The sequence below is a fragment of the Massilia violaceinigra genome (genome assembly GCF_002752675.1).
GTDB classification, from domain to species: Bacteria; Pseudomonadota; Gammaproteobacteria; order Burkholderiales; family Burkholderiaceae_D; genus Telluria_A; species Telluria_A violaceinigra.
The window spans coordinates 3,906,622-3,930,668 of the sequence record NZ_CP024608.1; the positions used below are offsets into that span (position 1 = coordinate 3,906,622).

The 24,047-nt window shown below is 62.1% G+C and carries 28 protein-coding genes; 20 read left to right on the forward strand and 8 right to left on the reverse strand.

Going from position 1 to position 24,047, the window contains the following annotated elements; translation table 11 throughout:
* Together CR152_RS17445 and maiA are read left to right on the forward strand one after the other, a co-directional pair.
* Positions 1–1,026, forward strand: coding sequence for a fumarylacetoacetate hydrolase family protein (locus CR152_RS17445; RefSeq protein ID WP_099876432.1), 1,026 nt, complete (start codon positions 1–3; stop codon positions 1,024–1,026).
* Positions 1,023–1,667: a maleylacetoacetate isomerase gene (gene maiA, locus CR152_RS17450; protein WP_099876434.1), complete on the forward strand. Its 645-nt coding sequence runs from the start codon at positions 1,023–1,025 to the stop codon at positions 1,665–1,667. The genes CR152_RS17445 and maiA overlap by 4 nt, the downstream gene beginning before the upstream one ends.
* Positions 1,668–1,694: 27 nt before the next feature.
* Here the strand turns inward: maiA and CR152_RS17455 are convergent, their stop codons facing one another.
* Positions 1,695–1,907: a DUF2970 domain-containing protein gene (locus CR152_RS17455; RefSeq protein ID WP_099876436.1), complete on the reverse strand. Its 213-nt coding sequence runs from the start codon at positions 1,905–1,907 to the stop codon at positions 1,695–1,697.
* A gap of 216 nt (positions 1,908–2,123) precedes the next feature.
* On the opposite strand from CR152_RS17455, the gene CR152_RS17460 reads away from it, so the two are divergent.
* Positions 2,124–2,711: an NAD(P)H-dependent oxidoreductase gene (locus CR152_RS17460; RefSeq protein ID WP_099876437.1), complete on the forward strand. Its 588-nt coding sequence runs from the start codon at positions 2,124–2,126 to the stop codon at positions 2,709–2,711.
* Positions 2,712–2,852: 141 nt separating this feature from the next.
* On the opposite strand, the gene CR152_RS17465 is transcribed toward CR152_RS17460, so the two are convergent.
* On the reverse strand, positions 2,853–3,293 hold the full coding sequence (locus CR152_RS17465) for a CBS domain-containing protein (RefSeq protein WP_167399905.1): 441 nt from the start codon (positions 3,291–3,293) through the stop codon (positions 2,853–2,855).
* A gap of 170 nt (positions 3,294–3,463) precedes the next feature.
* Between CR152_RS17465 and CR152_RS17470 the strand changes: the two genes are divergently transcribed.
* The 12 genes from CR152_RS17470 to CR152_RS17525 all read left to right on the forward strand — a co-directional run bounded on the left by CR152_RS17470 (position 3,464) and on the right by CR152_RS17525 (position 12,887).
* A complete protein-coding gene (locus CR152_RS17470) occupies positions 3,464–4,240 on the forward strand; it encodes a uracil-DNA glycosylase family protein (protein ID WP_099876439.1) in 777 nt (258 codons plus the stop codon).
* 321 nt (positions 4,241–4,561) lie between these two features.
* A complete protein-coding gene (gene iscR, locus CR152_RS17475) occupies positions 4,562–5,044 on the forward strand; it encodes a Fe-S cluster assembly transcriptional regulator IscR (protein ID WP_099876440.1) in 483 nt (160 codons plus the stop codon).
* Positions 5,045–5,063: 19 nt separating this feature from the next.
* Complete coding sequence (locus tag CR152_RS17480) at positions 5,064–6,320, forward strand: IscS subfamily cysteine desulfurase (protein ID WP_099876443.1); 1,257 nt, start codon at positions 5,064–5,066, stop codon at positions 6,318–6,320.
* Positions 6,321–6,347: 27 nt separating this feature from the next.
* A complete protein-coding gene (iscU, locus tag CR152_RS17485) occupies positions 6,348–6,737 on the forward strand; it encodes a Fe-S cluster assembly scaffold IscU (protein WP_099876445.1) in 390 nt (129 codons plus the stop codon).
* 34 nt (positions 6,738–6,771) lie between these two features.
* The gene (gene iscA, locus CR152_RS17490) at positions 6,772–7,095 is read left to right on the forward strand and encodes an iron-sulfur cluster assembly protein IscA (RefSeq protein ID WP_099876448.1); all 324 of its coding nucleotides are present in this window, start codon (positions 6,772–6,774) and stop codon (positions 7,093–7,095) included.
* Between the two features lie 22 nt (positions 7,096–7,117).
* Entirely contained in the window at positions 7,118–7,633 is a 516-nt protein-coding gene (hscB, locus tag CR152_RS17495; RefSeq protein WP_099876451.1) for a Fe-S protein assembly co-chaperone HscB, read from the forward strand.
* Positions 7,634–7,773: 140 nt separating this feature from the next.
* Positions 7,774–9,663, forward strand: coding sequence for a Fe-S protein assembly chaperone HscA (gene hscA / locus CR152_RS17500; protein ID WP_099876453.1), 1,890 nt, complete (start codon positions 7,774–7,776; stop codon positions 9,661–9,663).
* Positions 9,664–9,686: 23 nt separating this feature from the next.
* Positions 9,687–10,028, forward strand: a complete 342-nt coding sequence (fdx, locus tag CR152_RS17505) for an ISC system 2Fe-2S type ferredoxin (protein ID WP_054263701.1) — start codon at positions 9,687–9,689, stop codon at positions 10,026–10,028.
* 13 nt (positions 10,029–10,041) lie between these two features.
* Positions 10,042–10,236, forward strand: coding sequence for a Fe-S cluster assembly protein IscX (gene iscX, locus CR152_RS17510; RefSeq protein WP_099876456.1), 195 nt, complete (start codon positions 10,042–10,044; stop codon positions 10,234–10,236).
* Positions 10,223–11,119, forward strand: coding sequence for a class I SAM-dependent methyltransferase (locus CR152_RS17515; protein ID WP_099876458.1), 897 nt, complete (start codon positions 10,223–10,225; stop codon positions 11,117–11,119). The genes iscX and CR152_RS17515 overlap by 14 nt, the downstream gene beginning before the upstream one ends.
* Entirely contained in the window at positions 11,116–12,147 is a 1,032-nt protein-coding gene (ltaE, locus tag CR152_RS17520) for a low-specificity L-threonine aldolase (RefSeq protein WP_099876460.1), read from the forward strand. Before CR152_RS17515 ends, ltaE begins: the two co-directional genes overlap by 4 nt.
* Positions 12,148–12,152: 5 nt before the next feature.
* Entirely contained in the window at positions 12,153–12,887 is a 735-nt protein-coding gene (locus CR152_RS17525; protein ID WP_099876463.1) for an rRNA pseudouridine synthase, read from the forward strand.
* A gap of 16 nt (positions 12,888–12,903) precedes the next feature.
* On the opposite strand, the gene CR152_RS17530 is transcribed toward CR152_RS17525, so the two are convergent.
* The 6 genes from CR152_RS17530 to CR152_RS17555 all read right to left on the reverse strand — a co-directional run bounded on the left by CR152_RS17530 (position 12,904) and on the right by CR152_RS17555 (position 18,242).
* On the reverse strand, positions 12,904–15,495 hold the full coding sequence (locus CR152_RS17530) for an MXAN_6230/SCO0854 family RING domain-containing protein (protein ID WP_167399906.1): 2,592 nt from the start codon (positions 15,493–15,495) through the stop codon (positions 12,904–12,906).
* A gap of 163 nt (positions 15,496–15,658) precedes the next feature.
* Complete coding sequence (locus tag CR152_RS17535; RefSeq protein WP_099876468.1) at positions 15,659–15,946, reverse strand: hypothetical protein; 288 nt, start codon at positions 15,944–15,946, stop codon at positions 15,659–15,661.
* 14 nt (positions 15,947–15,960) lie between these two features.
* Positions 15,961–16,491: an RDD family protein gene (locus tag CR152_RS17540; RefSeq protein WP_099876470.1), complete on the reverse strand. Its 531-nt coding sequence runs from the start codon at positions 16,489–16,491 to the stop codon at positions 15,961–15,963.
* Positions 16,481–17,233: a DUF3106 domain-containing protein gene (locus CR152_RS17545; RefSeq protein ID WP_229413435.1), complete on the reverse strand. Its 753-nt coding sequence runs from the start codon at positions 17,231–17,233 to the stop codon at positions 16,481–16,483. Before CR152_RS17545 ends, CR152_RS17540 begins: the two co-directional genes overlap by 11 nt.
* 50 nt (positions 17,234–17,283) lie before the next feature.
* On the reverse strand, positions 17,284–17,676 hold the full coding sequence (locus CR152_RS17550) for a DUF3619 family protein (RefSeq protein ID WP_099876474.1): 393 nt from the start codon (positions 17,674–17,676) through the stop codon (positions 17,284–17,286).
* A complete protein-coding gene (locus tag CR152_RS17555) occupies positions 17,673–18,242 on the reverse strand; it encodes an RNA polymerase sigma factor (protein WP_099876475.1) in 570 nt (189 codons plus the stop codon). The genes CR152_RS17550 and CR152_RS17555 overlap by 4 nt, the downstream gene beginning before the upstream one ends.
* 500 nt (positions 18,243–18,742) lie before the next feature.
* Between CR152_RS17555 and CR152_RS17560 the strand changes: the two genes are divergently transcribed.
* The 5 genes from CR152_RS17560 to pssA all read left to right on the forward strand — a co-directional run bounded on the left by CR152_RS17560 (position 18,743) and on the right by pssA (position 24,014).
* Complete coding sequence (locus tag CR152_RS17560) at positions 18,743–20,470, forward strand: acetolactate synthase 3 catalytic subunit (protein WP_099876478.1); 1,728 nt, start codon at positions 18,743–18,745, stop codon at positions 20,468–20,470.
* Positions 20,470–20,961 (forward strand): acetolactate synthase small subunit, encoded by a 492-nt coding sequence (gene ilvN / locus CR152_RS17565; RefSeq protein WP_054263691.1) that lies wholly within the window; start codon positions 20,470–20,472, stop codon positions 20,959–20,961. Before CR152_RS17560 ends, ilvN begins: the two co-directional genes overlap by 1 nt.
* 48 nt (positions 20,962–21,009) lie before the next feature.
* Entirely contained in the window at positions 21,010–22,026 is a 1,017-nt protein-coding gene (gene ilvC / locus CR152_RS17570) for a ketol-acid reductoisomerase (RefSeq protein ID WP_054263690.1), read from the forward strand.
* A gap of 255 nt (positions 22,027–22,281) precedes the next feature.
* Positions 22,282–23,031 (forward strand): SIMPL domain-containing protein, encoded by a 750-nt coding sequence (locus tag CR152_RS17575; RefSeq protein WP_099876480.1) that lies wholly within the window; start codon positions 22,282–22,284, stop codon positions 23,029–23,031.
* A gap of 113 nt (positions 23,032–23,144) precedes the next feature.
* Positions 23,145–24,014 carry a CDP-diacylglycerol--serine O-phosphatidyltransferase gene (gene pssA / locus CR152_RS17580; RefSeq protein WP_099876483.1) on the forward strand — a complete coding sequence of 290 codons (870 nt, stop codon included), beginning with the start codon at positions 23,145–23,147 and terminating at the stop codon, positions 24,012–24,014.
* Positions 24,015–24,047: the final 33 nt, after the last annotated feature.

Below are 24,047 nucleotides of genomic sequence, written 5' to 3' on the forward strand. Positions count from 1 at the left end.
ATGAAACTTGCAACATTGAAATCGGGCGGGCGTGATGGCTCGCTGGTCGTGGTCAGCCGCGATCTGTCGCGTTACCAGAAGGTTCCCAAGATTGCCGCGACCTTGCAGTTCGCGCTCGACAACTGGGACGATGTCGTGGAACGCTTGCAGGCGGTCTACATTGCCCTGAACGACAACGGCACGTGGGACGCGCAGCCCTTCGACGAGGAGCTGTGCCACTCGCCGCTGCCGCGCGCCTATCAGTGGGCCGACGGTTCGGCTTATATCAATCACGTGGAACTGGTGCGAAAAGCACGCAATGCCGAGGTTCCTGCATCGTTCTACACCGATCCGCTGATGTACCAGGGCGGCTCGGACTCCTTCATCGGCCCGCGCGACCCCATCTACGCGCTGTCGGAAGAGTGGGGCATCGACCTCGAAGCGGAAGTGGCGGTCATCACCGGCGACGTGCCGATGGGCGCCAGTGTCGAGCGCAGCGCCGAAGCCGTGCGCCTGGTCATGCTGGTCAACGACGTTTCTCTGCGCAACCTGATTCCGAACGAGCTGCTCAAGGGCTTCGGTTTCTTCCAGTCGAAGGCGGCCAGCGCGTTTTCGCCGGTCTGCGTCACGCCTGACGAACTGGGCGACGCATGGCAGGATACCAAGCTGCGCCTGCCTCTCAATGTGCAGATCAACGAACGGCCGTTCGGCAAGCCGAACGCGGGCGACGACATGACCTTCAACTTCGCGCAACTGGTCGCGCACGCGGCCAAGACGCGCGAACTCGCGGCTGGCACCATCATCGGTTCCGGCACGGTATCGAACAAGCAGGGTAATCTGCACGGATCGAGCATCGATAATGGCGGTGTCGGCTACTGCTGCCTGGCCGAAGTGCGCATGTACGAAACGATCGAGCACGGCGCACCGAAAACGTCATTCCTGAAATTCGGCGACAGCGTGCGCATCGAAATGTTCGATGCCGCCGGTGCCAGCATCTTCGGCGCCATCGACCAGACAGTATCCGTGTATGAGGAGCGCCGGCCATGAAGCTGTACACCTACTTCCGCAGTTCCGCGGCCTACCGGGTGCGCATTGCGCTCAACATGAAAGGCGTGGGCTACGATTCGGTGCCCGTGCATCTGCTGCGCAATGGCGGCGAGCAGCTGGCGCCCGAGTATCTGGCGATCAACCCCAGCGCGTTGGTGCCCAGCCTGCAGGACAAGGGCACCACGCTGACACAGTCGATCGCCATCCTCGAATACCTGGAAGAGGTGCATCCGCAGGTGGCCTTGCTGCCGCGCGATGCGCTGGGGCGGGCGCGCGTGCGTTCACTGGCGCTGATGGTGGCCTGCGATATCCATCCGCTGACCAATCTGCGCGTGCTGCGCCATCTGGTGCAGGAGGTCGGTTTGTCGGAAGAAGCCAAAACCGACTGGTATGTGCACTGGTTGCGCGAAGGAATGGCCGCTCTCGAAGCGCACCTGGCGCATTCGCGAGACACAGGGCGTTTCTGCCATGGCGACATGCCGACCATGGCGGATTGCTGCCTGGTGCCGCAGGTGTTCAACGCGCGCCGCTTTAATGTGGACATGGCGCCATATCCGACCATTGCCCGCATCGATGCCGTGTGCGCCGCGCTGCCGCCTTTTGCCGACGCGCATCCATCGCGCCAGCCCGACGCCGAATAAGCAGCTGCCCGGGGCCTGCTGGTGTCCTCAGCGGGTGGCGAAAGCCACCAGGCCGAGCAGGGTGGCGATCAGCACGGCCACCCCGATCAGCCCGGCCATGATCACGTACACGGGGTTGAGGGCCGTGACGTCGCGGTCGAAGTCCGCTTTGCGGCGCAGGCCGACGAACGACCAGGCGATCGCCGCCAGGGTTGAAGAAAACGATCGCTCGGTGCCTTGAGTAAGATTCTTGTCAGACATGCTGTGCCCCTTTCGGTAAGTCCGGCGGGGCAAACGCCCCGAATCTCCTGAGCATAGCCGCCCTGGTTCGCACAAGACAGGAGCAGACCCATGCGCAATACCATATCAAAGCGGGGAACCATGCTGGCGCTGGCGTGTCATATAAACAGGTAAGCCATCTGCGCTCGCCGTGCTGAGGGGGGCGTATGACACTGCGATTCTGTCGAAAGGCATGCGATGCATAAGCGCATTTTGTTAATCCAGGGCCATCCCGATGCGGCACAGGGGCACTTGTGCCACGCGCTTGCGGCTGCGTACAGGGCGGGCGCGGCAAAGGCGGGGCACGAGGTGCGGCAAACGCAGGTCGCCGTGCTCGACTTTCCCATCCTGCGCAGCCAGGAGGAGTGGGAGTACGGCCCATTGCCGCCCGGTTTGCAGCAGGCGCAGGACGATATCCGCTGGGCCCAGCACATGGTGTTCTTCTTTCCGCTCTGGCTGGGGGATATGCCGGCCTTGCTCAAAGGCTTCCTGGAGCAGGTGGCGCGGCCGGGTTTTGCCTTTCCGGGCGACCGCATGCATCCGCTGGTCAAAAAGGGCTTGTCCGGACGATCCGCGCGCGTGGTTGTAACGATGGGCATGCCGGCGCTGCTGTATCGCTGGTATTTTCGGGCGCACAGCGTCAAGTCGCTCAAGCGCAATATATTAGGGTTTGTTGGTGTGGCGCCGGTGCGCGATACCCTGATCGGCATGGTGGGCGAACCGGAACGGCAGGCGGTGGACAAATGGGTTGGCGCGCTCGAAGCGATGGGGCGCAGTGCGGCTTGATGTGCTGCAAAGGGTTTTTGCGGTAGTGGGATGGCTGGCTTTGCCGATAGGCAGGCACGGCTGATTTTGCCGAGAGGCCGGCATGGTGCTGCATGTTGGCAGACGAGGCGCGGCCCCGTCTGCGGCGAACTTCAGCAGTGCTTAGTTTGCTTTTGCGGCACCATCAGTTGGCGACGAAATTTCTTGCAATGCTTCGCCGACGCCGTTGGTTTGCTTGGTCGCCATGTCGCCCAGCGACACGATGCCGACCAGCGAATGCGATTGCTGGTCAACGACCGGCACGCGGCGGATCTGCACGTCGCCCATCTGGGTCAGTACTTCATCGACCGACTGGGTCGCGTAGCAGGTACGCACTTCGGTGCTCATCACGTCGCCGACGCGGTGGCTTTCCGGCGCCTTGCCGGCGGCGGTGGAGCGCACGGTGATGTCGCGGTCGGTGATCATGCCGACCAGTTTCTCGCCATCAACTACAGGAACGGAGCCGATATTGAATTCTTTCATGATCTGTGCGGCGCGGTGAACGCTGTCTTCCGGCGAAACGCGTTGAACATCGCGGGTCATGACATTTTGAATGGTTTGCATGTGAGTCTCCAAAGCTGAATAGGTTAGTTGTTACTGCGTCATCCCAATCGGGTTGGCAGCATCATGCACGCTTTCCCAAAAAAGGGCCGCGTGGTTGAAATTGCATCACCCGGCATGCTGCCGGCGGGCCGCGTCGGCTACAATCCTCCCTTTTTTACCGGCAGGTTCCGATGTCCGTCCAACCTATTCCTCCCGCCATCCTCGACGCCGTCTCACGCGCGGACCCATCCTGGCAGCCGGTCCTGCGCCAGGGACTGGAAGCGGTCATGCGCGCCGAGCCCCTGTACCTGCCGACCCTTGCCGCCGACACCTATCTCCCGACGGAACAGCGCCTGTTCGCCGCCTTCGCCCTGCCGCTCGACCAGGTGCGCTACGTGCTGGTGGGCGAGGGGCCGTACCCGCGCGCCGAGAGCGCCACCGGCGTTTGCTTCATGGATGGGGCTGTCGGCAAGCTGTGGTGCGAGAGCGGGCTCTCCAAGCCGGTCAACAAGGCGACCTCGCTGCGCAATTTCATGAAGATGCTGCTGGTGGCCGATGGGCAGCTGCCGGCCGGCGACACCGGCGGTGCCGCCATGGCCCCGGTGGCGGCAGCGGCAGCGAACAACGGCAGCATCCAGACCCTGGCCGAGTTGCAGCACAATCTGACGCAGCAAGGGTTTCTGCTGCTCAATGCCTCGCTGGTGTTCCGTTCCCATGTCGCGCCGGTGATCGATGCGCGCGCCTGGCTGCCGTTCCTGCAAACGGTCATGGCGGCGCTGGCCGCCCGGGAACAGGCGCCGACCCTGGTTTTATGGGGCAAGATTGCGGAACAACTACAAAAATTGCAGGAAACCAAGAGTTTTCCGCAGCTGAGCTCCGAGCATCCGTATAATTTGTCATTTATCCAGCATGCCGGCATGCAAGCCCTGTTCGGGCCGATGCACTTGTTGCGCGCCCCTAGCCTGTGACCCGCAGGGAAAAGTGAACATGGTTCCTGTGAAACTGACCGGGACGTCTACGTGCGGCAAGGGCCGACAATCCGCACGCCCAAGCCGCATCGTCCCATGCATGCCGGATAAGCCGCTACGCCGAAGCCCTGGCGCAATGCCGGGCTCGTGTCCAGTTGCCGGACCTGCCGCTCTTGGGGGAAATGGGGCCTTCCAAGACAAGATGCCCCGTATTTGGTATACTTGACTAATTCGATCAACTAATCCGGTCTTTGATGACAGTCTTCATCGACGTTGTTGATTGAAATGAGGCAATATTTTAACACTGTGACCGGGGTTGTGATGCGTCTGACCACAAAAGGCCGTTTTGCTGTAACTGCGATGATCGATCTTGCCCTGCGACAGGGCAAGGGCCCCGTCACGCTGTCGGGCATCAGCCAGCGCCAGGCCATTTCGCTCTCGTATCTGGAGCAATTGTTCGGCAAGCTGCGCCGCCATGAAATCGTCGAATCGATCCGCGGTCCGGGCGGCGGCTACAGTCTGGCGCGCCGCGCCGACAAGGTCACCGTGGCCGATATCATCATCGCGGTCGACGAGCCGCTCGATGCGACCCAGTGCGGCGGCAAGGAAAATTGCCACGGCGCCGATACGGCCACCGGCACCCGCTGCATGACCCACGAGCTGTGGGCCACGCTGAACGAAAAGATGGTCGACTATCTCGATTCGGTCTCGCTGCAAGACCTGGTCGACCAGCAGAAGCAAAAGAATTCTGAACAAAACGTCGTGCACGTACACCGCCCGCACGCCGCCGTCGGACAAAATTGAAGCATATTGGAGTGATTTGATGAACGCGCCTTTGGACAAAAACCTCGAGCAGACTTTCGTGACTGCCCCGCATTTCCCGATCTACATGGATTATTCGGCGACGACGCCGATCGATCCGCGTGTCGCGGACAAAATGATTCCTTACCTGCGCGAGCAGTTCGGTAATCCGGCATCGCGCAGCCATATGTACGGCTGGACCGCCGAAGCGGCAGTCGAGGAAGCGCGCGCCCATGTGGCCGCCCTGGTCGGCGCCGATCCGCGCGAGATCATCTGGACCTCCGGCGCGACCGAAAGCAACAACCTCGCGCTCAAGGGCGCGGCCCAGTTCTACAAGACCAAGGGCAAGCACATCATCACGGTCAAGACCGAGCATAAAGCCGTGCTCGACACCGTGCGCGAACTCGAACGCGTCGGTTTCGACGCCACCTACCTCGAGCCGCAAGACAACGGCCTGATCACGGTCGCCCAGCTCGAAGCGGCGATCCGCCCGGACACGATTCTGGTGTCGGTGATGCTGGTCAATAACGAAATCGGCGTGATCCAGCCGATCGAAGAATTGGCCGCGCTGTGCCGCTCGAAAGGCATCATTTTTCATTGCGACGCTGCCCAGGCAACCGGCAAGGTGCAGATCGACCTGGCCAACAGCAAGGTCGACCTGATGACATTCACCGCGCACAAGACCTACGGCCCGAAAGGCATCGGTGCCCTGTACGTGCGCCGCAAGCCGCGCGTGCGCCTGGAAGCGCAGATGCACGGTGGCGGCCACGAGCGCGGCTTGCGCTCGGGCACCTTGCCGACCCACCAGATCGTCGGCATGGGCGAATGCTTCCGCATCGCCAAGGAAGAAATGGACAGCGAAATTGCGCGCGTCACCGCGCTGCGCGACCGTCTGGCCAAGGGCTTGCAGGAGATCGAGGAAGTCTATATCAATGGCGACATGGAACACCGGGTGCCGCACAACCTGAACGTGAGCTTCAATTATGTCGAGGGCGAGTCGCTGATCATGGCGATCAAGGATATCGCCGTATCGTCCGGTTCGGCTTGTACTTCGGCCAGCCTGGAACCATCTTATGTCCTGCGCGCCCTGGGCCGCAGCGATGAGCTGGCGCATAGCTCGATCCGTTTTACCATCGGCCGTTTTTCGACCGAAGCCGACATCGACTTCGCAGTGGACCTGCTCAAGTCGAAAGTCCACAAGCTGCGCGAACTGTCGCCGCTGTGGGATATGTTCAAAGAAGGCATCGACATCAGTTCGATCCAATGGGCAGCCCACTAACCGTATTGAATATTCAGGAGTTTTACCATGGCATACTCGGACAAAGTGTTGGACCACTACGAAAATCCACGTAACGTCGGCGCCTTCGACAAGGGCGACGAAACGATCGGCACCGGCATGGTCGGCGCGCCGGCCTGCGGCGACGTGATGAAGCTGCAGATCAAGGTCGGCGCCGATGGCCTGATCGAAGACGCAAAGTTCAAGACCTATGGCTGCGGCTCGGCAATTGCCTCGTCGTCGCTGGTGACCGAATGGGTCAAGGGCAAGACCTTGGACCAGGCGCTGTCGATCAAGAACACCCAGATCGCCGAAGAACTGGCACTGCCGCCGGTCAAGATTCACTGCTCGATCCTGGCGGAAGACGCGATCAAGGCAGCCGTACTGGACTACAAGACCAAGCATCCGGCCGTCGCCTGAAGTTGAAATAAGCGTTGTAAACGCGGAGGGAAACATGGCAATCACAATGACCGAAAAAGCAGCCAAGCACATCAACCGCTTCATTGAACGTCGCGGCAAAGGTGTCGGCTTGCGTTTTGGCGTGCGCACCACGGGCTGCTCGGGCCTGGCCTACAAGCTCGAATATGTCGATGAAGCGGCGGCCGAAGACAATGTCTTCGAGTCGCATGGCGTGAAGGTCTTTGTCGACCCGAAAAGCCTGCCGTACATCGATGGCACCGAGCTCGACTTCACGCGCGAGGGCTTGAACGAAGGCTTCCGCTTCAACAATCCGCACGTCAAGGATGAGTGCGGTTGCGGCGAAAGCTTCCGCATCTGACCTCGGTCGGATAGCCGCATCCATGCAGAATCACTTCGATCTCTTCAACCTGCCGCCCCGTTTCACGCTCGACACGGGCGCCCTCGACGCCGCTTACCGCGACGTTCAGGGGCAGGTGCATCCCGACCGCTTCGTCAACGCCACCGACGCCGAAAAACGCGTCGCCATGCAGTGGGCCACGCGCGCCAACGAAGCCTACCAGACCCTGAAAAACCCGCAAAAGCGCGCGCAGTATTTGTGCGAGCAGAACGGCGTCGACCTGCAAACCGAGTCCAACACGGCCATGCCGATGGCGTTCCTGATGCAGCAGATGGAATGGCGCGAAGCGCTCGGCGACGCGCGCGCTGGCAAGGATATCGGCGCGCTGGAAACGCTCGACGAGCAGGTCAGGCAGGAGCGCACCTCGCGCCTGGTCCAGGTCGGCGAGCAGCTCGACGCGGGCGATTACGAACAGGCGGCGCAAGGGGTGAGGGCGCTAATGTTTCTGGAAAAATTCGGCGAAGAACTTAGCTTCGCCTTTGACGCGTTGGAGCAGTAGGCACGCTGTCGGACGCATGCGCCTTGCGTGTGTATGTGCTTCCCGTCCCGCGCGTACCCCGTCGTTCCCGCGCGTGCCACGTCCTTCCCGCCTGCGGGAACGACGACGTCATTCGCATATAAAAAGAAATCGGTAATCACATGGCACTTTTGCAAATTTCAGAACCCGGCATGTCGACCGCGCCGCACCAGCATCGGCTGGCCATCGGCATCGACCTGGGCACCACCAATTCGCTGGTCGCCACGGTGCGCAGCGGCAGTCCTGAAGTGTTGAGCGACGAAGAGGGCCGCCCGCTGCTGCCATCCATCGTGCGCTACCTGCCGAACGGCCACGCCAACATCGGCTACAAGGCCCAGGCCCACCAGACCACCGACCCGAAGAACACCATCGTCTCGGTCAAGCGCTTCATGGGGCGCGGCCTGGCCGACATCGCCTACGCCGAAAATCTGCCCTACGATTTCCAGGATTCGCCCGGCATGGTGCAGCTCAAGACCGTGGCCGGCGTCAAAAGCCCGGTTGAAATCTCGGCCCAGATCCTGGCCACGCTGCGCCAGCGCGCCGAAGACTCGCTCGGCGACGAGCTGGTCGGCGCCGTCATCACCGTGCCCGCCTACTTCGACGACGCCCAGCGCCAGGCCACCAAGGACGCGGCCCAGCTGGCCGGCCTGAACGTGCTGCGCCTCTTGAGCGAGCCGACCGCCGCGGCGATCGCCTACGGCCTCGATCACGGTTCCGAAGGCGTGTTCGCCGTCTACGATCTTGGCGGCGGCACCTTCGACATCTCCATCCTCAAACTGTCCAAGGGCGTGTTCGAGGTGCTGTCCACGGGCGGCGATTCCGCTTTGGGTGGCGACGACTTCGACCACCGCCTGTTCTGCTGGGTGTGCGAGCAGGCCAAGCTGGCCCCCTTGTCCGACGAAGACACCGCGATCCTGATGGTCAAGGCGCGCCAGGCCAAGGAACTGCTCTCGACCAACGCCGACACCACCATCGACGCCATGCTGAACTCGGGCGAGATCGTGCACGTCAAGATCAGCGCCGAAGTCTTTGCCGACATCACCAGGCACCTGGTCAACAAGACCATGACCGCGATCAAAAAAGCCATGCGCGACGCGTCGGTGTCGGTCGACGATGTCGATGGCGTGGTGATGGTCGGCGGCGCCACCCGCATGCCGCACGTGCGGCGCGCGGTCACCGAATTTTTCAAGACCATCCCGCACGCGAACATCGATCCGGACAAAGTGGTGGCGCTCGGCGCGGCCATTCAAGCCAATCTGCTGGCCGGTAACCGCGCCGCCGGCGACGACTGGCTGCTGCTCGACGTGATCCCGCTCTCGCTCGGCATCGAAACCATGGGCGGCCTGGTCGAGAAAATCATCCCCCGCAATTCGACCATTCCATGCGCCCGCGCGCAGGAATTCACCACCTTCAAGGATGGCCAGACCGCGCTGGCGGTGCACGTGCTGCAGGGCGAGCGCGAACTGGTGTCGGACTGCCGTTCGCTGGCGCGTTTCGAGCTGCGCGGCATTCCGCCGATGGTCGCTGGCGCCGCGCGCATCCGCATCACCTACCAGGTCGATGCCGATGGCTTGCTGTCGGTGTCGGCGCGCGAAACGCGTTCCGGCGTCGAAGCGTCGATCACCGTCAAGCCGTCTTACGGCCTGGCCGACGATGAAGTGGCGCGCATGCTGCAGGACTCGTACACCTCGGCCCAGGTCGACATGGTGCGGCGCGCGCTGCGCGAAGAGCAGGTCGAGGCCGAGCGCATCCTGCTGGCCACGCAATCGGCGCTCGATGGCGACGCCGCGCTGCTCTCGAACGAGGAACGCGCCTCGGTCGACACGCTGATGGACGGCGTGCGCGCCGCGCTGGCGGCATCGAACGTCGAGGAAGGCGAGCCGGCGGCGAAGCAGGCCGCCCTGCACGCCGCGGTCGATGCGCTGGCCAACGGCACCGAAGAATTCGCGTCGCGCCGCATGGACCAGAGCGTGCGCTCCGCGCTGGCCGGCAAAACGCTCGACGAAGTTTAAGAAACACTACCAGGACAATCACCGTGCCACAAATCGTATTCCTTCCCCATCCCGTCTTCTGCCCTGAAGGCGCCGTCATCGAGGCGCCCGCCGGCAAGTCGGTGTGCGACGTCATGCTCGAAAACGATATTGAAATCGAGCACGCCTGCGACCGCGTCTGCGCCTGCACCACCTGCCATGTGCTGGTGCGCGAAGGCTACGCGTCGCTCAACGAGCCTGAAGAAAAAGAAGAAGACCTGCTCGATCGCGCGTGGGGCCTGGAGCCCGTCTCGCGCCTGTCGTGCCAGGCGATCGTGGGAACCGAAGACTTGGTGGTTGAGATTCCGAAGTACACGATCAATCATGCGGCCGAAAAGAACCATTGATCAGGAGCCTGCCATGAAATGGAGCGACATCACGGCCATCGCCGAGGCGCTGTTCGACAAACACCCCGAGGTCGATCCGGCCACGGTGCGTTTCGTCGACCTGCACAACTGGGTGATTGAGCTCGACGGCTTCGACGATGACCGCACCCGCGGCGGCGAGAAGGTACTGGAAGCGATTCAGACGGCGTGGATTGATGAAGCGCGCTGACACCACCGCCGATAAGGCCAAGCCGGCTGAAACGCTGGCGCCCGAAATCCGTCCCGGCCAGTCGATCGCGCTGCTGCAGGAACTGCACATCCTCACGCGCGACGGCAAACTCAATCAGGACAGCCGCCGCAAGCTCAAACAGGTCTATCACCTGTATCAGTTCATCGAGCCGCTGCTCAAGGAAATCCAGCAGGACCACGCCGCCATTTCGCTGGTCGACCATGGCGCGGGCAAGTCCTACCTCGGCTTCATCCTGTACGACCTGTTCTTCAAGGGCCTGAACGACGGCTCGCGCATCTACGGTATCGAAACGCGCGAAGAACTGGTGCAAAAATCGACCGCGCTGGCGCAAAAGCTGGGCTTTCCCGGCATGTCGTTCCTGAACCTGTCGGTGGCCGAATCGACCCGCTCCGACAAGCTGCCGGAACAAATCGACATCGTCACCGCGCTCCACGCCTGCAATACCGCCACCGACGACGCCATCGATTTCGCGCTCAAGAAGCGCGCAAAGTTCATGGTACTGGTGCCGTGCTGCCAGGCCGAAGTGGCCACGGTCCTCAAGAAGAACAAGGGCAAGGACCTGGGCAAGAGCGCGCTGACCGAAATCTGGCGCCACCCGCTGCATACGCGCGAATTCGGCAGCCAGGTCACCAACGTGCTGCGCTGCCTGCAGCTCGAAGCGCACGGCTACCAGGTCAACGTGACGGAGCTGGTGGGCTGGGAGCACTCGATGAAAAATGAGCTGATCATCGCCAGCTACAAAAACCTGCCGCGCAAGCGTCCCACCGACCGTTTGCAGGAAGTCCTCGCCACGCTCGGCCTGGAAGAAATGGGCGAGCGTTTCTACACTCAACATTTAGCGGAAGCCGAATCGACGACATGAATAACGACGCCACCTCCTGGATTGACCTGCGCAGCGACACCGTCACCCAACCGGGCGACGCCATGCGCGACGCCATGCACAGCGCGCCCGTGGGCGACGACGTGTACGGCGACGACCCGAGCGTCAACCGCCTGCAGGACACGGCCGCCGAGATGTTCGGCTACGAGGCCGGACTGTATGCGCCGTCGGGCACGCAGAGTAATCTGATTGCGCTGCTGCTGCACTGCGCGCGCGGCGACGAGTATCTGGTCGGCCAGGAGGCGCACACGTACAAGTATGAGGGCGGGGGCGCCGCGGTGCTGGGCAGCATCCAGCCGCAGCCGATCGCCAACCAGCCCGACGGCAGCATCGCGCTGGCCGACATTGAGGCCTACATCAAGCCGGACGACATGCACTTCGCGCGCACCCGCGTGCTGGCGCTGGAAAACACCATCGGCGGTCGGGTGCTCGGCGCCGACTACATGGCGGCTGCCACCACGCTCGCGCATGCGCGCGGCCTGGTCACGCACCTCGACGGCGCGCGCATCTGCAACGCCGCCGTCAAGCAGGGCATCAGCCTGCGCGCGGCCTGCGCCGGTTTCGACAGCGTCTCCGTGTGCCTGTCCAAGGGCCTGGGCGCGCCGGTCGGCTCGGTCCTGTTGGGGAACAAGGCCTTCATCGAACAGGGCAAGCGCTGGCGCAAAATGCTCGGCGGCGGCATGCGCCAGGCCGGCATGATCGCCGCGGCGGGTTTGTACGCGCTCGAACACAATGTGCAGCGCCTGGCGGATGATCATGCCAACGCGGCCAACCTGTCGCGCGGATTGGCGCAGATCGCCCAGCTCAAGGTGGCCACGCCGCAGACCAATATCTTTTACATCGAGGTGCCGCCAGCCGCCTGCGACGCGCTGCGTGCCACGCTGGCGCGCGAGCATATCCGCGCCACGGTCGGCCAGCATACGCGCCTGGTCACCCACCTCAACATCAACGCGGCCGACGTCGAACGTGTCGTCGCCGTATTCACCGCATTTTTTAAAGACTGGCACTGAGCTGCATGAATGATTCCACCATCCGCCTCGCCAAGCGCGTCGCCGAAATGATGCCGTGCTCGCGCGCGGAAGCCGACAAGTACATCGCGGGAGGGTGGATCAGCGTTGACGGCGTGGTCGTCGAGGAAGCCGGCGCGCGCGTGGCCGACGAGCAGGACGTCGTCATCCATCCCGAGGCAACGCTGGTCGAACTGGCGCCCGTCACCATCCTGTTCCACAAGCCCGCCGGCTACAGCGCCGGCGCCGATGCCGACGCCGAAGCGGCCCTGAACCTGCTCACGCAAGAGAACCTGCTGGTGGCGGAACACGGCAAGCAGCGCTTCCTCAAGCGCCACCTGGCCAACCTCACGTTGACATCGCCGCTCGAAACCAAGGCCAGTGGCCTGGTGGTGTTCACCCAGGACTTCCGCGTGGCGCGCAAGCTGATCGACGAAGGTGCGCGTGTCGAGCAGGAGTTCGTGGTAGAGGTCAAAGGGGATATCCGCGAAGGCGGCCTGGCGCTGCTCAATCACGGCCTGACCTTCAACGGCAAGGAAATCCCGCCGATGAAAGTGAGCTGGCAGAACGAAACGCGCCTGCGCTTCGCGCTCAAGGGCGTCAAGCCCGGCCAGCTGATGCACATGTGCCGCCTGGTCGGCCTGAGCATCGTCAGCATCAAGCGCCTGCGCATCGGCCGCCTGCCGATGGCCAGCCTGCCGTCGGGGCAGTGGCGCTACCTGCACGACTACGAACGTTTCTGACCCGGCGCCGCCAGGCTTACGAAATCAGGTCGCTGGCGGCAATGGTCGCCGCGCTCAGGCCGGGCCGCAGCGCATACACGATGCTGTTCTCCGGCAGCGCGATATCGGCGTCGAGCAGGGCGGCGAACAGCGGCGCTTCGTGCATGACGGGCGCGCTGTCGACATCTTGCGGATTCCACTTGCGCAGGCGCGCCAGGAAGCTGGCGTTATCTTCACCCTCGTGGCGCGACAGCGCGCGCAGCGTGCCATCACCCCGCAAGATCACCCGTTGCGCCCGCGCCGCCCCATGCAGCAAGGCCAGATGGAACATCGACATGCGGATGCTGCTGGCGAAGTAGGCAATCATGGCCGGGCAAACGGCACTGATGGCCGCAGTCGACGTTGCCACGTTATTGAATTCAAATCCGCCCGGTGCGTACAGGTCCAGCCAGTGCAGCTGGTTTTCCCGCAGGTCGAACACCATCGGCAGGAATACACCATTGGTCCCGGCCAGGTCGAAGCGCAGCGCCACCGTGCGCGGATCGAAGTGCGCACCTTGTACGTCGTCCCGGAACATCAGGCCGGCGAACGCATGTTCCAGGTCTTCGAACGGCATCCCCGAATAATTGTTCAGTACCGCGACCGCATAGCGTACGCCGTTCTGGCGCGCCAGTTCGCAGTCCAGGTCGACGAATTCGCTGGCGCCGTCGGGGAAGGGCGCATCCGTCAGGTCGCCCGCACTGGTGGCGATGATGCTGCCATCGCTTCCCTTGCACGTGAGCTGATAGTAGGAACAGACTCCCCGGAAGCGCCACTGGTCGTCGTAGAACGCGACCGAGAGATCGAGGTCGCTGCGCTGGCCGTTCTCCGGCTGGCACCAGTGCAGGAACAGGCGCGCCTTTTTGCCCGGCGGGACCGGCAGCACCGAGCCGCGCGGCAGCTGGATGGCCGAGCGGCTTGCGGTGCGTTCGTTGAACGGCACCATGATGTCGGCCAGCGCGGCATCGATCAACCAGTCGCCCACCGTCGGCTTGCTTGAAAAGCGCGCCAGCAGCTCGCGCTCGATCAGGGCAACTGCCTGGTTCACCGTTTCCTGCGGCAGGGGTGGGCGCTGATCGGGCGCCATGAATCCGGTCGCCACCGACCCTTTGGGCCAGTAGATGCGCGTCTCTCCCGCGTGCAGGCGGGTTGGCAGCAGGGCGCGCAAGGTCAGCAGGACCGGCGTGGCAAACTGCGGTGCGCACTTTGCAAAGGCGTCCAGCACCGCGCTGCTGGCGGCGCTGTCGCCAGCGGCCACGCGCAGGGCATGGTCGAAGCGGCGTGCCAGTTCCCCCGGCCGCTGGCGTAGCAGCGTGACCATGGCCATGGCGTCCTTGCGCATGACGGCTTGTTCCAGTCCGGCGTAAAAGGTCTCGAACTGCGGGCCCGGCGTCCCGTCCGGTCCCTTCTTGCGGATCACGCTGAACGCAAAGGCCACCTGCGGAAAACGCTTGTGATATTCGTGCGGGTGCAGGAACTGGCCGAGCCAGACCCAATACGAGCGGTGGCGCAGCATGTCCTCGGTCAGCGCGTTCGGATGCATGCCTTCCAGCAGACCCAATAGCGCGCGCCGCAGCGGCCGCGCCAGCTTGGCCACTTTGAAGCGCTTGATGCTGACCCTCATCGGAACCGATGGCTGCTCGTTCCAGTACGAGTCGGGTACAAACCAGTCCTTGAAACGCACGTAGCGGCGCGCCTGCTCGACCGGTACCTGGCGGTAGACCTCTTGCCCTTGCAGCGACGGGTCCGCGCCGGAGTAGGCGGCGATCAGGCGGATTACGTCCGTCGCGCTGCCGATGTGCGGGGCGGCGGCGGCCAGCACTGCGGCGGGCTCGCATTTCTGCAATAGGGTGCCGAACAGCAGGGCGATATTTTCGCGCACCGGAATCTGGTCGGGAACCCAGGCCAGCAGGCGCAGGCCGTACTCGCCGGCGAGCGCCTTGAAGTCGTCGGTGTCGGCCGGCGACATGGCCTGCTTGCGTTCGCACATGGCGCGTACCAGCGCCTGCGCCGTATCGTCCATGCTGGCGCCAAGGTCGATCAGCTTGAGCGGCGCGTGAGCCGCCGCCTTTTGTTTCGGCCCGGGTGCGGGCAGGAAGAACGGCGAGTCGCGGTCGGCGTGACGATGGCAGATCGGACAGGCGCTGTAATTGCCGCCGTCGAAGCAGGCGTCGCACACCACGTGCTGGCAGGGCTTGAGCACGTGGGTGGTGCCAGTGCGGGCGCAGTGCAGGCAGGGCTGGCCGGGCGCCTGCATGAAATGCGTCAGGACCCTGTCGATCCACAATCGCTCGGTGTTATGCGGGACATCGTTGGGGAAGCGCCGGAAAAGCGGCGTGTGCTGGCGGTGGCCGCCGAGCTGCGTCGCCAGCACATTCCAGATGCCTTCCTGGATTGCGCTCAGCGCGGGTGCGGCCTGCGTTTGCAGTCGCGCGCGCAGGCGCTGCGAGAGCGCGTAGCCGAGTTTGGCCAGGTCGATGTCGAACAGCTGCATGCAGGCCTCAGGCTGGCGCTCGGCGCCTTCCACGGCGAATACGCTGGACTGGCGGCGCAGCAGCAGCGCCCGGGTTTCTTTGAAATCGACAGACATGGTGGGTCCCATAGCAAAAAACGGATGCAGGCGCATGCCTTGATCCGTTTTTGAAAGGTGAGAAGGGAATCGGTCAGACTGAATCAGGGGTAGAAGGAAGCCCAACCTGAGCCTTCTCAAGCAAATGTTAGCCGATTATTAAAGTTTAATCAATACAGCCGGTTTATCGCTTCTTATTATTCGAGCGCACATTGCGCGAAAAATACGAATGCTCCTTTTTTGCCACCCAGGCGATAAACGCGCGAATATCGTCATGCTGCTGCAAGGCTTCCCACGTATGGAAGGATTTGAATAATTCGTGCTCGGTGAAGGTCGAATGGATTTTCTGGTGGCAGATCTTGTGGATATCGAACTGCTCGCGTCCCTTGTACGTCTTGGGAATCAGGTGATGGCGGTCGACATGCAGCTTTCCCAAGGGCCGGCCGCACAGGGGGCATAAGGCGTCGCTCATGTCGCCCCCTGGGTTCAGGCTTTGGCCGGCTTGGCTGCCTTGACCGGCTTGGGCAGCGAAATGAGCCGCGTGCCGGCCAGCCTGTCGTGCAGGAATTGCCGGTCCTTGTCGAGAAACACCGTCATTGCCCACGCCACGATATTGATCGCCAGCGCGCTGGCCACCTGGGTCTTGCTGGTCAGGTGAAAGCGCCAGCAGATGATGAGTGCCGGCAGCACCCAGCCCCAGCCCAGCAGGTAGCGCACGGCAGCGGCCTTGAACGGCACGCTGGCATGGCCCACCTTGACCAGCTTGATGCGCCAAGTTTTCATGGCCAGCGTATGGCCGCTGCCGGTCCAGGAATAGATGAAATAAGCGCCCGGCACCAGGAACAGCACCACCGTGCGGCCGTATTCGATGATGCTCTGGCTCAGTTTCTGGGTGACCAGCAGGAAGATGAGCAGGCCGAACATGACCACGGCGGTCAGCAGAAACAGTTCGTACACCAGGCAGATCAGACGACGTTTCAGGGTGGGCGTGGCAATCGGGGTCTTACTATTTTGCATTGGATACGGGAGCTGCCGGATTGCCCGGCGGTGTCATCGGTGGAGTTGTAACAGCCGGCGGCGTGGCCGGCGCCGCCAGCGGAGCGCCTGCAATCGAGCTGACGATGCAACGCGGCACGGCAGCCGGGGCATTGCGGATCGTGCCGGGTGGACAGGCGGCAGGTGGCTTGGACGGCGCTTGCGGCTTGGTCTGCGTGGTCGGCGGCAAGTTGGTGACCTGCTTTTTCGCGACAGCGGCGTCAAGTGCCAGCTTTTTCTTTTCTTCTTCGGGTAACTGCTGGTATTTTTCCCATTCGACCGACTTCTTGCTCTTGTCGATCTTCTTGCTCAGGGTATAGTTTTCGCGCGCCAGGCGCCGCTCTTCGGGCGTGAGCTTGATCCAGTCGCGCATGCGCTCCTGCACCCGCAGCTGCTCATCAGGTTTCATGGAGGAATAGCGGTTGGCGATATCGAGCCACTTTTGCTTGCGTACCGTTTCCATCTGGTCCCACTCGCCCTTGAGCGGGTCGAGCGCAACCTGCTGCGGACGCGACAGCTCTTTCCACAGGGGTTTGTCGCCAATCGTTGCCGGTTTCGTGGCGGCAGGCGCGGCGATGGCGGGTGCGGGCTTGGAGATCGGCGCAATGACGGGAGTTGGAGGCTGCCCCGGAACGACTGCCGGGGCTTGCAACGGCGGGCCTGCGGGTGGCGGCGCACCGGTCTGGGCTGCGGCGATACCCGCCGCGCCAGTTGTTGCCAACAAGACAAGCGCGAGCGCCAGGGACGTCAACGATGGGGTCGCGCGCGTCATCCTTATTGGCCGCGCTGCGCGAGGTAGGCGTTGAAACCCTGGTCCAGATACGCCGTCAGCGGCAGCTCGTCGGACAGGACCGCCGCGTCCAGCTCGGCGATTTCGGCGATACGCTGCTGTTCTTCGTACTGGTACACGCCAGCCAGGCCGGCCACCAGCGCCATCAGGGGAATGGCCACGCTCATGCGGCCGAGCGAGGAAAACGAGAACAGGGCGCCGATATTGCCTGCCAGCTGAGTTTGTGCAGCCTTGACCGGGGCGTGCGGCTTCTTGCGCGCCATCGCGGCCGCGCGCGCGGCGGCCAGGCGCTCGCTGGTCGACGCCGGCAGGTCGTCGAGGTGCTCGTTCAGGGCATGGCGTACCTTGTACGCAAAGTTCAGATCGTCGGTGTTCATAATTTTATTCCCTTGGCTTTCAGCGATTCAGCGAGGGTATGGGTGGCTCGCGAGCAGTGCGTTTTGACACTTCCCTCCGAACACCCCATCGCTTCGGCCGTTTCAGCCACGTCCATGTCCTGCCAGTAACGCATGAGGAAGGCTTCCCGTTGACGCGCTGGCAGTTTTTGTACTTCGGCATCGATCAGACTGAGTGTCTGCTGGCGCTCGACCTGATCGGCGCTCGATTCCGCCGAGGCGGAACCTTGTTCTGCCTCAAGCGATTCAAGTATATCAAATTCTTCGTCTTCTCCCTCGCGTTTACCCATGCCCGAGAAGAGGCTGACCCAGGTATTGCGCACCTTTTCGCGCCGGAAGTAATCGAGGATGGTGTTTTGCAGGATGCGCTGGAACAGCATCGGCAGCTCGGCGGCCGGCTTGTCTCCGTATTTTTCGGCGAGCTTGATCATCGCGTCCTGCACGATATCCAGCGCCGCTTCATCCTTGCGGACGGCGTACACGGCTTGCTTGAAAGCGCGCCGTTCGACATTCTCAAGAAAATCGGATAACTCTTTGTCTGTGGCCATGCGAACAGGGGTGGGGAGATGAAGCACCTCAGGTACATAGCCTGTGGCATTGGAGAAAACTGACGCATGCTAGCAAAGAATGGGCCTTTTTGCATGGTATTTACTGCGATTGCCCCGTGCAGGGCCACGAAAGCAGGCAAGCCCGGCCGATTTAACTTGACCGGAATGGTGCAACGCAGTAAGGTATGTGACGCTTTGCAACCCCGAAGCTGTATGGTCAAGTCGAAAACGCCACACAAGGCCAACATCGACGTGACGCGCTTTCATATGTAGGCAGTTTGCTCTAACCCGCGCCACAAGCGCGAGAGGTTCGCAGTAATCGCTACAGAAACTCACGCCAAACGAGTTGCGTTTAGCGCCGGTTCGTAACGTATCTATGGGTACGTGAAAGATCGACGTGACCGCAGAAAGAAGGGAAGCCTGAGCACTGTCGCGCCACGCGAATTTCGTTAGGAAAGAGCATCCGATCACCTCCCAATGGGTCTTGAAAGGAATGTATCATGAACAACGAATCATCGGCCACCATCACGGGGTCCGAAATACTTGTCCGTTGTCTGGCGGAAGAAGGCGTTAAACACGTTTTCGGTTATCCAGGCGGCGCCGTACTGTATATCTACGACGCCATCTTCAAGCAAGACAAATTCCAACACGTCCTGGTACGCCATGAGCAGGCCGCCGTGCATGCGGCAGATGCCTATTCGCGCAGCTCGAACACCGTCGGCGTGGCCCTGGTCACCTCCGGTCCTGGTGTTACCAATGCCGTCACCGGCCTGGCAACGGCGTACATGGATTCGATCCCGATGGTCGTCATTTCCGGTCAGGTGCCCAGCACCGCGATCGGCCAGGATGCCTTCCAGGAATGCGACACCGTCGGCATCACGCGTCCCTGCGTCAAGCACAACTTCCTGGTGAAGGATGTGAAAGACCTGGCCGCGACGATCAAGAAAGCGTTCTTCATTGCGCGCACCGGCCGTCCCGGCCCGGTCCTGGTCGACATCCCCAAAGACATCAGCATGCACAAATGCGCCTACGACTATCCGAAGGATATCGAGATGCGCTCGTACAAGCCGATCGACAAGGGCCATTCGGGCCAGATCCGCAAGGCCGTGCAACTGCTGCTGCAGGCTGAACGTCCGATGATCTACACCGGCGGCGGCGTGATCCTGGCCAATGCCTCGCCCGAGCTGAACAAGCTGGTCGACAAACTCGGCTTCCCGGTCACCAACACCCTGATGGGCCTGGGCGGCTACCGCGCGTCGAGCGATAACTTCGTCGGCATGCCCGGCATGCACGGCACCTACGAAGCGAACATGGCGATGCAGCACTGCGACGTCCTGATCGCCATCGGGGCGCGCTTCGACGACCGTGTGATCGGCAACCCGAAACACTTCGCCTCCAACCCGCGCAAGATCATCCACGTGGACATCGATCCATCGTCGATTTCCAAGCGCGTCAAGGTCGATATTCCCATCGTCGGCAACGTCAAGGACGTGCTGATCGAATTCCTCGCGCAGCTCGACGCCGCCGACGCCAAGGTCAATGCCGCCCCGTTGAAAGACTGGTGGAAGCAGATCGGCGAATGGCGCGGGCGCGACTGCCTGAAATTCGCCGAATCGGACCTGGTCATCAAGCCGCAATCGGTGGTGCAAAAGGTCTGGGAAATCACCAAGGGCGACGCCTTCATCACCTCCGACGTCGGCCAGCACCAGATGTGGGCGGCCCAGTACTACCCGTTCGACAAGCCGCGCCGCTGGATCAATTCCGGCGGCCTGGGCACGATGGGTGTGGGCTTGCCGTACGCCATGGGCGTGCAGATGGCCAATCCCGACGCGACGGTCGCCTGCATCACCGGCGAAGGCTCGATCCAGATGTGCATTCAGGAGCTGGCTACCTGCAAGCAATATCACCTGACGCCGAAAATCATTTTGCTCAACAACCGCTTCCTCGGCATGGTGCGCCAGTGGCAGCAGATCGACTACGGTTCGCGCTATTCCGAGTCCTACATGGATTCGCTGCCGGACTTCTCGATGCTGGCCGAATCGTTCGGTCACGTCGGCATGAAGATCGAAAAGCCGGGCGACGTCGATGGTGCACTGAAAGAAGCTTTTGGGATGAAAGACCGCCTCGTGTTCATGAACTTCATCACTGACCAGTCCGAAAACGTCTGGCCGATGGTCAAGGCCGGCAAGGGCTTGTCCGAAATGCTGCTCGGCTCGGAGGACCTGTAATGCGCCATATCATTTCTGTCCTGCTTGAAAACGAAGCCGGTGCGCTCTCGCGCGTGGTCGGGCTGTTCTCGGCCCGCGGCTACAACATTGAAACCCTGACCGTGGCGCCGACCGAAGACGCCACCCTGTCGCGCATGACCATCGTCACCAGCGGCTCGGACGATGTGATCGAACAGATCACCAAGCACCTGAACCGCCTGATCGAGGTGGTCAAGGTGGTCGACCTGACCGAGGGCGCGCATATCGAGCGCGAGCTCATGCTGATCAAGGTGCGCGCGGTCGGCAAGGAACGCGAAGAGATGAAGCGTACCGCGGATATCTTCCGCGGCCGCATCATCGACGTGACGGAAAAGACCTACACGATCGAGCTGACCGGCAACAAGGGCAAGCTCGACGCGTTCATCGATTCCATCGACCGCGCCTCCATCCTCGAAACGGTACGTACCGGCGGGTCGGGTATCGGCCGCGGCGAACGCATCCTCAAAGTTTAATCCGTGCCCACAGGCACGTCCCACACTAAAAATTATAGGAAAATTATCATGAACGTTTTTTACGACAAAGATTGCGACCTCTCCCTCGTTAAAGGCAAAAACGTTGCCATCATCGGCTACGGTTCGCAAGGCCATGCGCACGCACAGAACCTGAACGATTCGGGCGTGAACGTCACCGTCGGCCTGCGCAAGGGCGGCGCGTCGTGGACCAAGGTCGAGCAGGCTGGCCTGAAAGTGGCGGAAGTGAACGATGCGATCAAAGCAGCCGATATCATCATGATCTTGCTGCCTGACGAAAACATCGCCCAGGTCTACACCGAAAACGTGGCACCGCACGCCAAGCAGGGCGCCGTGCTGGCCTTCGCGCACGGCTTTAACGTGCACTACGGCCAGGTTGTGCCACGCGCCGACCTCGACGTGATCATGATCGCCCCGAAAGCGCCGGGCCACACCGTGCGCGGTACCTACGCAGCCGGTGGCGGCGTGCCGCACCTGATCGCCGTGTACCAGGACAAGTCCGGCTCGGCGCGCGATATCGCCCTGTCGTACGCCATGGCCAACGGCGGCGGCCGTGCCGGCATCATCGAAACCAACTTCCGTGAAGAAACCGAGACCGATCTGTTCGGCGAGCAAGCGGTTCTGTGCGGTGGCGCGGTCGAGCTGATCAAGGCCGGCTTCGAAACGCTGACCGAAGCGGGCTACGCGCCGGAAATGGCGTACTTCGAGTGCCTGCACGAGCTCAAGCTGATTGTCGACCTGATCTACGAAGGCGGCATTGCCAACATGAACTACTCGATCTCGAACAACGCCGAGTACGGCGAATACGTGACGGGTCCGAAAGTGGTGACGTCGGCCACCAAAGATGCAATGCGCCAATGCCTGAAGGATATCCAGACCGGCGAATACGCCAAGAGCTTCATCCTGGAAAACAAAGCCGGCGCACCAACCCTGATCTCGCGCCGCCGCTTGACGTCCGAGCATCCGATCGAAGAAGTCGGCGCCAAGCTGCGCGCGATGATGCCGTGGATCGCCAAGAACAAGCTGGTTGATCAGTCGAAGAACTAAGCGTACCACCGTCGTTCCCGCGCCAAGGCGGCACTCGGCGGGAACCCAAGTTCGTAGATCCGCTCGTGGCTTCGGTACAAACTTGGGTTCCCGCCTGCGCGGGAACGACGAGTTAACGAGATGTAATCAACCTTCTCAAATTTGCAAATTTTGATTACAACGGTACGTGGTCCCTTCGATTCCGGGTATCGTCCGGGTTAACCAAGCTGATGAGGTTTCATACCTCGCGTGCTTGTCATTCACCTGGAGAAAAACATGTCCCTCAAAAAAATTGCATTAATCGCCGCCCTGACGCTCGCCACCCAGGCTTCCGCGCAGAACACGCTCGCGACCGCCGGCGCGCTGGTGATCGTTCCCGCCTACGGTGAAGTGACCCATCCGAATGACCAAGTCGTTGCCACTTTCTTTATCGAAGAGCAGGACAAGGACAAGGCCGCCGCCGCCTCGCGTGTGAACCAGAAGATGAAGCAGGGCACCGAGATCGTGCGCCGGGAAGACCCGAAAGCGATCCTGAAAACGGTCGGCTACTACACCTATCCGGTCTATCCGGAAGTGGCGCCGCGTCCCGACGGCCAGCCGCAGCCTCGTCCGCTCGTGCCGACCGGCTGGCGCGTCGGTCAGTATCTGGAAGTAAAAACCACCAACCTGGCCAACCTGCCGAAAATGACGGCCGCCGTGCAGAAAATCCTGGCCCTGAACGGTCTCAATTTCGGCCTGTCGCCGGAAACCACCCGCAAGCTCGACGATCAGCGTCTCATCGCCACCTACAAGAACCTGAACGAACGCGTTTCCGCGATCGCCAGCGCCATGGGCCGCAAGATGAGCGAAGCGGTCATTGAGACGCTGGACTACGAAGGTTCCGGCAACTATGCTGGCCAGCAGGATGCTGCCCCGATGTTAATGCGCGCCGCCAAGGCCGAAGCGGCCGACGTGGCCGAACCGAGCTTCGAGCCTGGCGAAACCACCTTGCAGATGCGTCTTGTAGGAAAGGTGAAATTCAAGTAAAAGTATCTGATCGCTAAGTTGACGGTGCTCCCACTATAATAAGTGGCAAACCAGCCGCGTCCACTCTCGGACGCGGCCGCACGAAGCGATCCAATTACTTGAAACGGAAACATATGGCCACCTTCCCACGCCGCAGAAAGCCCTCAGTCCCGAAAGCGAAGGGTGGCAAGTTGTCCCGCTTTAGCAAGATTGGCCGCCAGCGGCTCGATGCCGACGGCAACCCGATGCGGCGCCGTGGAATCTACCTCTTACCGAATGCCTTCACCACCGCCGCGCTGTTCTGCGGCTTTTACGCCATCGTCATGGCCATGAACCAGCGCTTCGAGCACGCCGGCTGGGCCATTTTCATCGCCATGATCCTCGATGGCCTCGACGGGCGCATCGCCCGCCTGACCAACACCCAATCCGAATTCGGCGCCCAGTACGACAGCCTGGCCGACATGGTGTCCTTCGGCGCCGCGCCGGCGCTGGTCATCTACGAATGGTCCCTGCGCGGCCTGGGCAAATTCGGCTGGCTGGCCGCCTTTGTCTACTGCGCCGCCGCGGCCTTGCGCCTGGCGCGCTTCAACACCAATATCGAAGTGGTCGACAAGCGCTTCTTCCAGGGCTTGCCCAGCCCGGCCGCCGCCGCCATGGTGGCCGGCTTCGTGCTGATGATGACCGACCTGGGGTTTTCCGGCGCCGAGCTGCCGTGGATCTCGTGGGGCATCGCGCTGTTCGCCGGCCTGACCATGGTCACCAACGTCCCGTTCTACAGCTTCAAGGACGTCAACTTCCGCAAATCGGTACCGTTCATCGTCGTGTTCCTGATCGCGCTGGCGCTGGCGCTGGTTTCGATCGACCCGCCAAAAGTGCTGATGCCGCTGTTTGTTATTTATGGTTTGTCCGGCTATGCCGTGTACGCGTGGCGCCTTGCCAAGGGCAAGCCAGTGAGCATCGTGCAGACCGCCGACGAACCTGTCGACCCGAGCGAACGCCGCTGACCATCGATGCGATTCGATGGCGGCCGGCACGCA

Coding starts and splice junctions, on each gene's coding strand:
- CR152_RS17445 (WP_099876432.1), top strand. CDS start 1: ATGAAACTTGCAACATTGAAATCGGGCGGGCGTGATGGCTCGCTGGTC.
- maiA (WP_099876434.1), top strand. CDS start 1,023: ATGAAGCTGTACACCTACTTCCGCAGTTCCGCGGCCTACCGGGTGCGC.
- CR152_RS17455 (WP_099876436.1), bottom strand. CDS start 1,907: ATGTCTGACAAGAATCTTACTCAAGGCACCGAGCGATCGTTTTCTTCA.
- CR152_RS17460 (WP_099876437.1), top strand. CDS start 2,124: ATGCATAAGCGCATTTTGTTAATCCAGGGCCATCCCGATGCGGCACAG.
- CR152_RS17465 (WP_167399905.1), bottom strand. CDS start 3,293: ATGCAAACCATTCAAAATGTCATGACCCGCGATGTTCAACGCGTTTCG.
- CR152_RS17470 (WP_099876439.1), top strand. CDS start 3,464: ATGTCCGTCCAACCTATTCCTCCCGCCATCCTCGACGCCGTCTCACGC.
- iscR (WP_099876440.1), top strand. CDS start 4,562: ATGCGTCTGACCACAAAAGGCCGTTTTGCTGTAACTGCGATGATCGAT.
- CR152_RS17480 (WP_099876443.1), top strand. CDS start 5,064: ATGAACGCGCCTTTGGACAAAAACCTCGAGCAGACTTTCGTGACTGCC.
- iscU (WP_099876445.1), top strand. CDS start 6,348: ATGGCATACTCGGACAAAGTGTTGGACCACTACGAAAATCCACGTAAC.
- iscA (WP_099876448.1), top strand. CDS start 6,772: ATGGCAATCACAATGACCGAAAAAGCAGCCAAGCACATCAACCGCTTC.
- hscB (WP_099876451.1), top strand. CDS start 7,118: ATGCAGAATCACTTCGATCTCTTCAACCTGCCGCCCCGTTTCACGCTC.
- hscA (WP_099876453.1), top strand. CDS start 7,774: ATGGCACTTTTGCAAATTTCAGAACCCGGCATGTCGACCGCGCCGCAC.
- iscX (WP_099876456.1), top strand. CDS start 10,042: ATGAAATGGAGCGACATCACGGCCATCGCCGAGGCGCTGTTCGACAAA.
- CR152_RS17515 (WP_099876458.1), top strand. CDS start 10,223: ATGAAGCGCGCTGACACCACCGCCGATAAGGCCAAGCCGGCTGAAACG.
- ltaE (WP_099876460.1), top strand. CDS start 11,116: ATGAATAACGACGCCACCTCCTGGATTGACCTGCGCAGCGACACCGTC.
- CR152_RS17525 (WP_099876463.1), top strand. CDS start 12,153: ATGAATGATTCCACCATCCGCCTCGCCAAGCGCGTCGCCGAAATGATG.
- CR152_RS17530 (WP_167399906.1), bottom strand. CDS start 15,495: ATGTCTGTCGATTTCAAAGAAACCCGGGCGCTGCTGCTGCGCCGCCAG.
- CR152_RS17535 (WP_099876468.1), bottom strand. CDS start 15,946: ATGAGCGACGCCTTATGCCCCCTGTGCGGCCGGCCCTTGGGAAAGCTG.
- CR152_RS17540 (WP_099876470.1), bottom strand. CDS start 16,491: ATGCAAAATAGTAAGACCCCGATTGCCACGCCCACCCTGAAACGTCGT.
- CR152_RS17550 (WP_099876474.1), bottom strand. CDS start 17,676: ATGAACACCGACGATCTGAACTTTGCGTACAAGGTACGCCATGCCCTG.
- CR152_RS17555 (WP_099876475.1), bottom strand. CDS start 18,242: ATGGCCACAGACAAAGAGTTATCCGATTTTCTTGAGAATGTCGAACGG.
- CR152_RS17560 (WP_099876478.1), top strand. CDS start 18,743: ATGAACAACGAATCATCGGCCACCATCACGGGGTCCGAAATACTTGTC.
- ilvN (WP_054263691.1), top strand. CDS start 20,470: ATGCGCCATATCATTTCTGTCCTGCTTGAAAACGAAGCCGGTGCGCTC.
- ilvC (WP_054263690.1), top strand. CDS start 21,010: ATGAACGTTTTTTACGACAAAGATTGCGACCTCTCCCTCGTTAAAGGC.
- CR152_RS17575 (WP_099876480.1), top strand. CDS start 22,282: ATGTCCCTCAAAAAAATTGCATTAATCGCCGCCCTGACGCTCGCCACC.
- pssA (WP_099876483.1), top strand. CDS start 23,145: ATGGCCACCTTCCCACGCCGCAGAAAGCCCTCAGTCCCGAAAGCGAAG.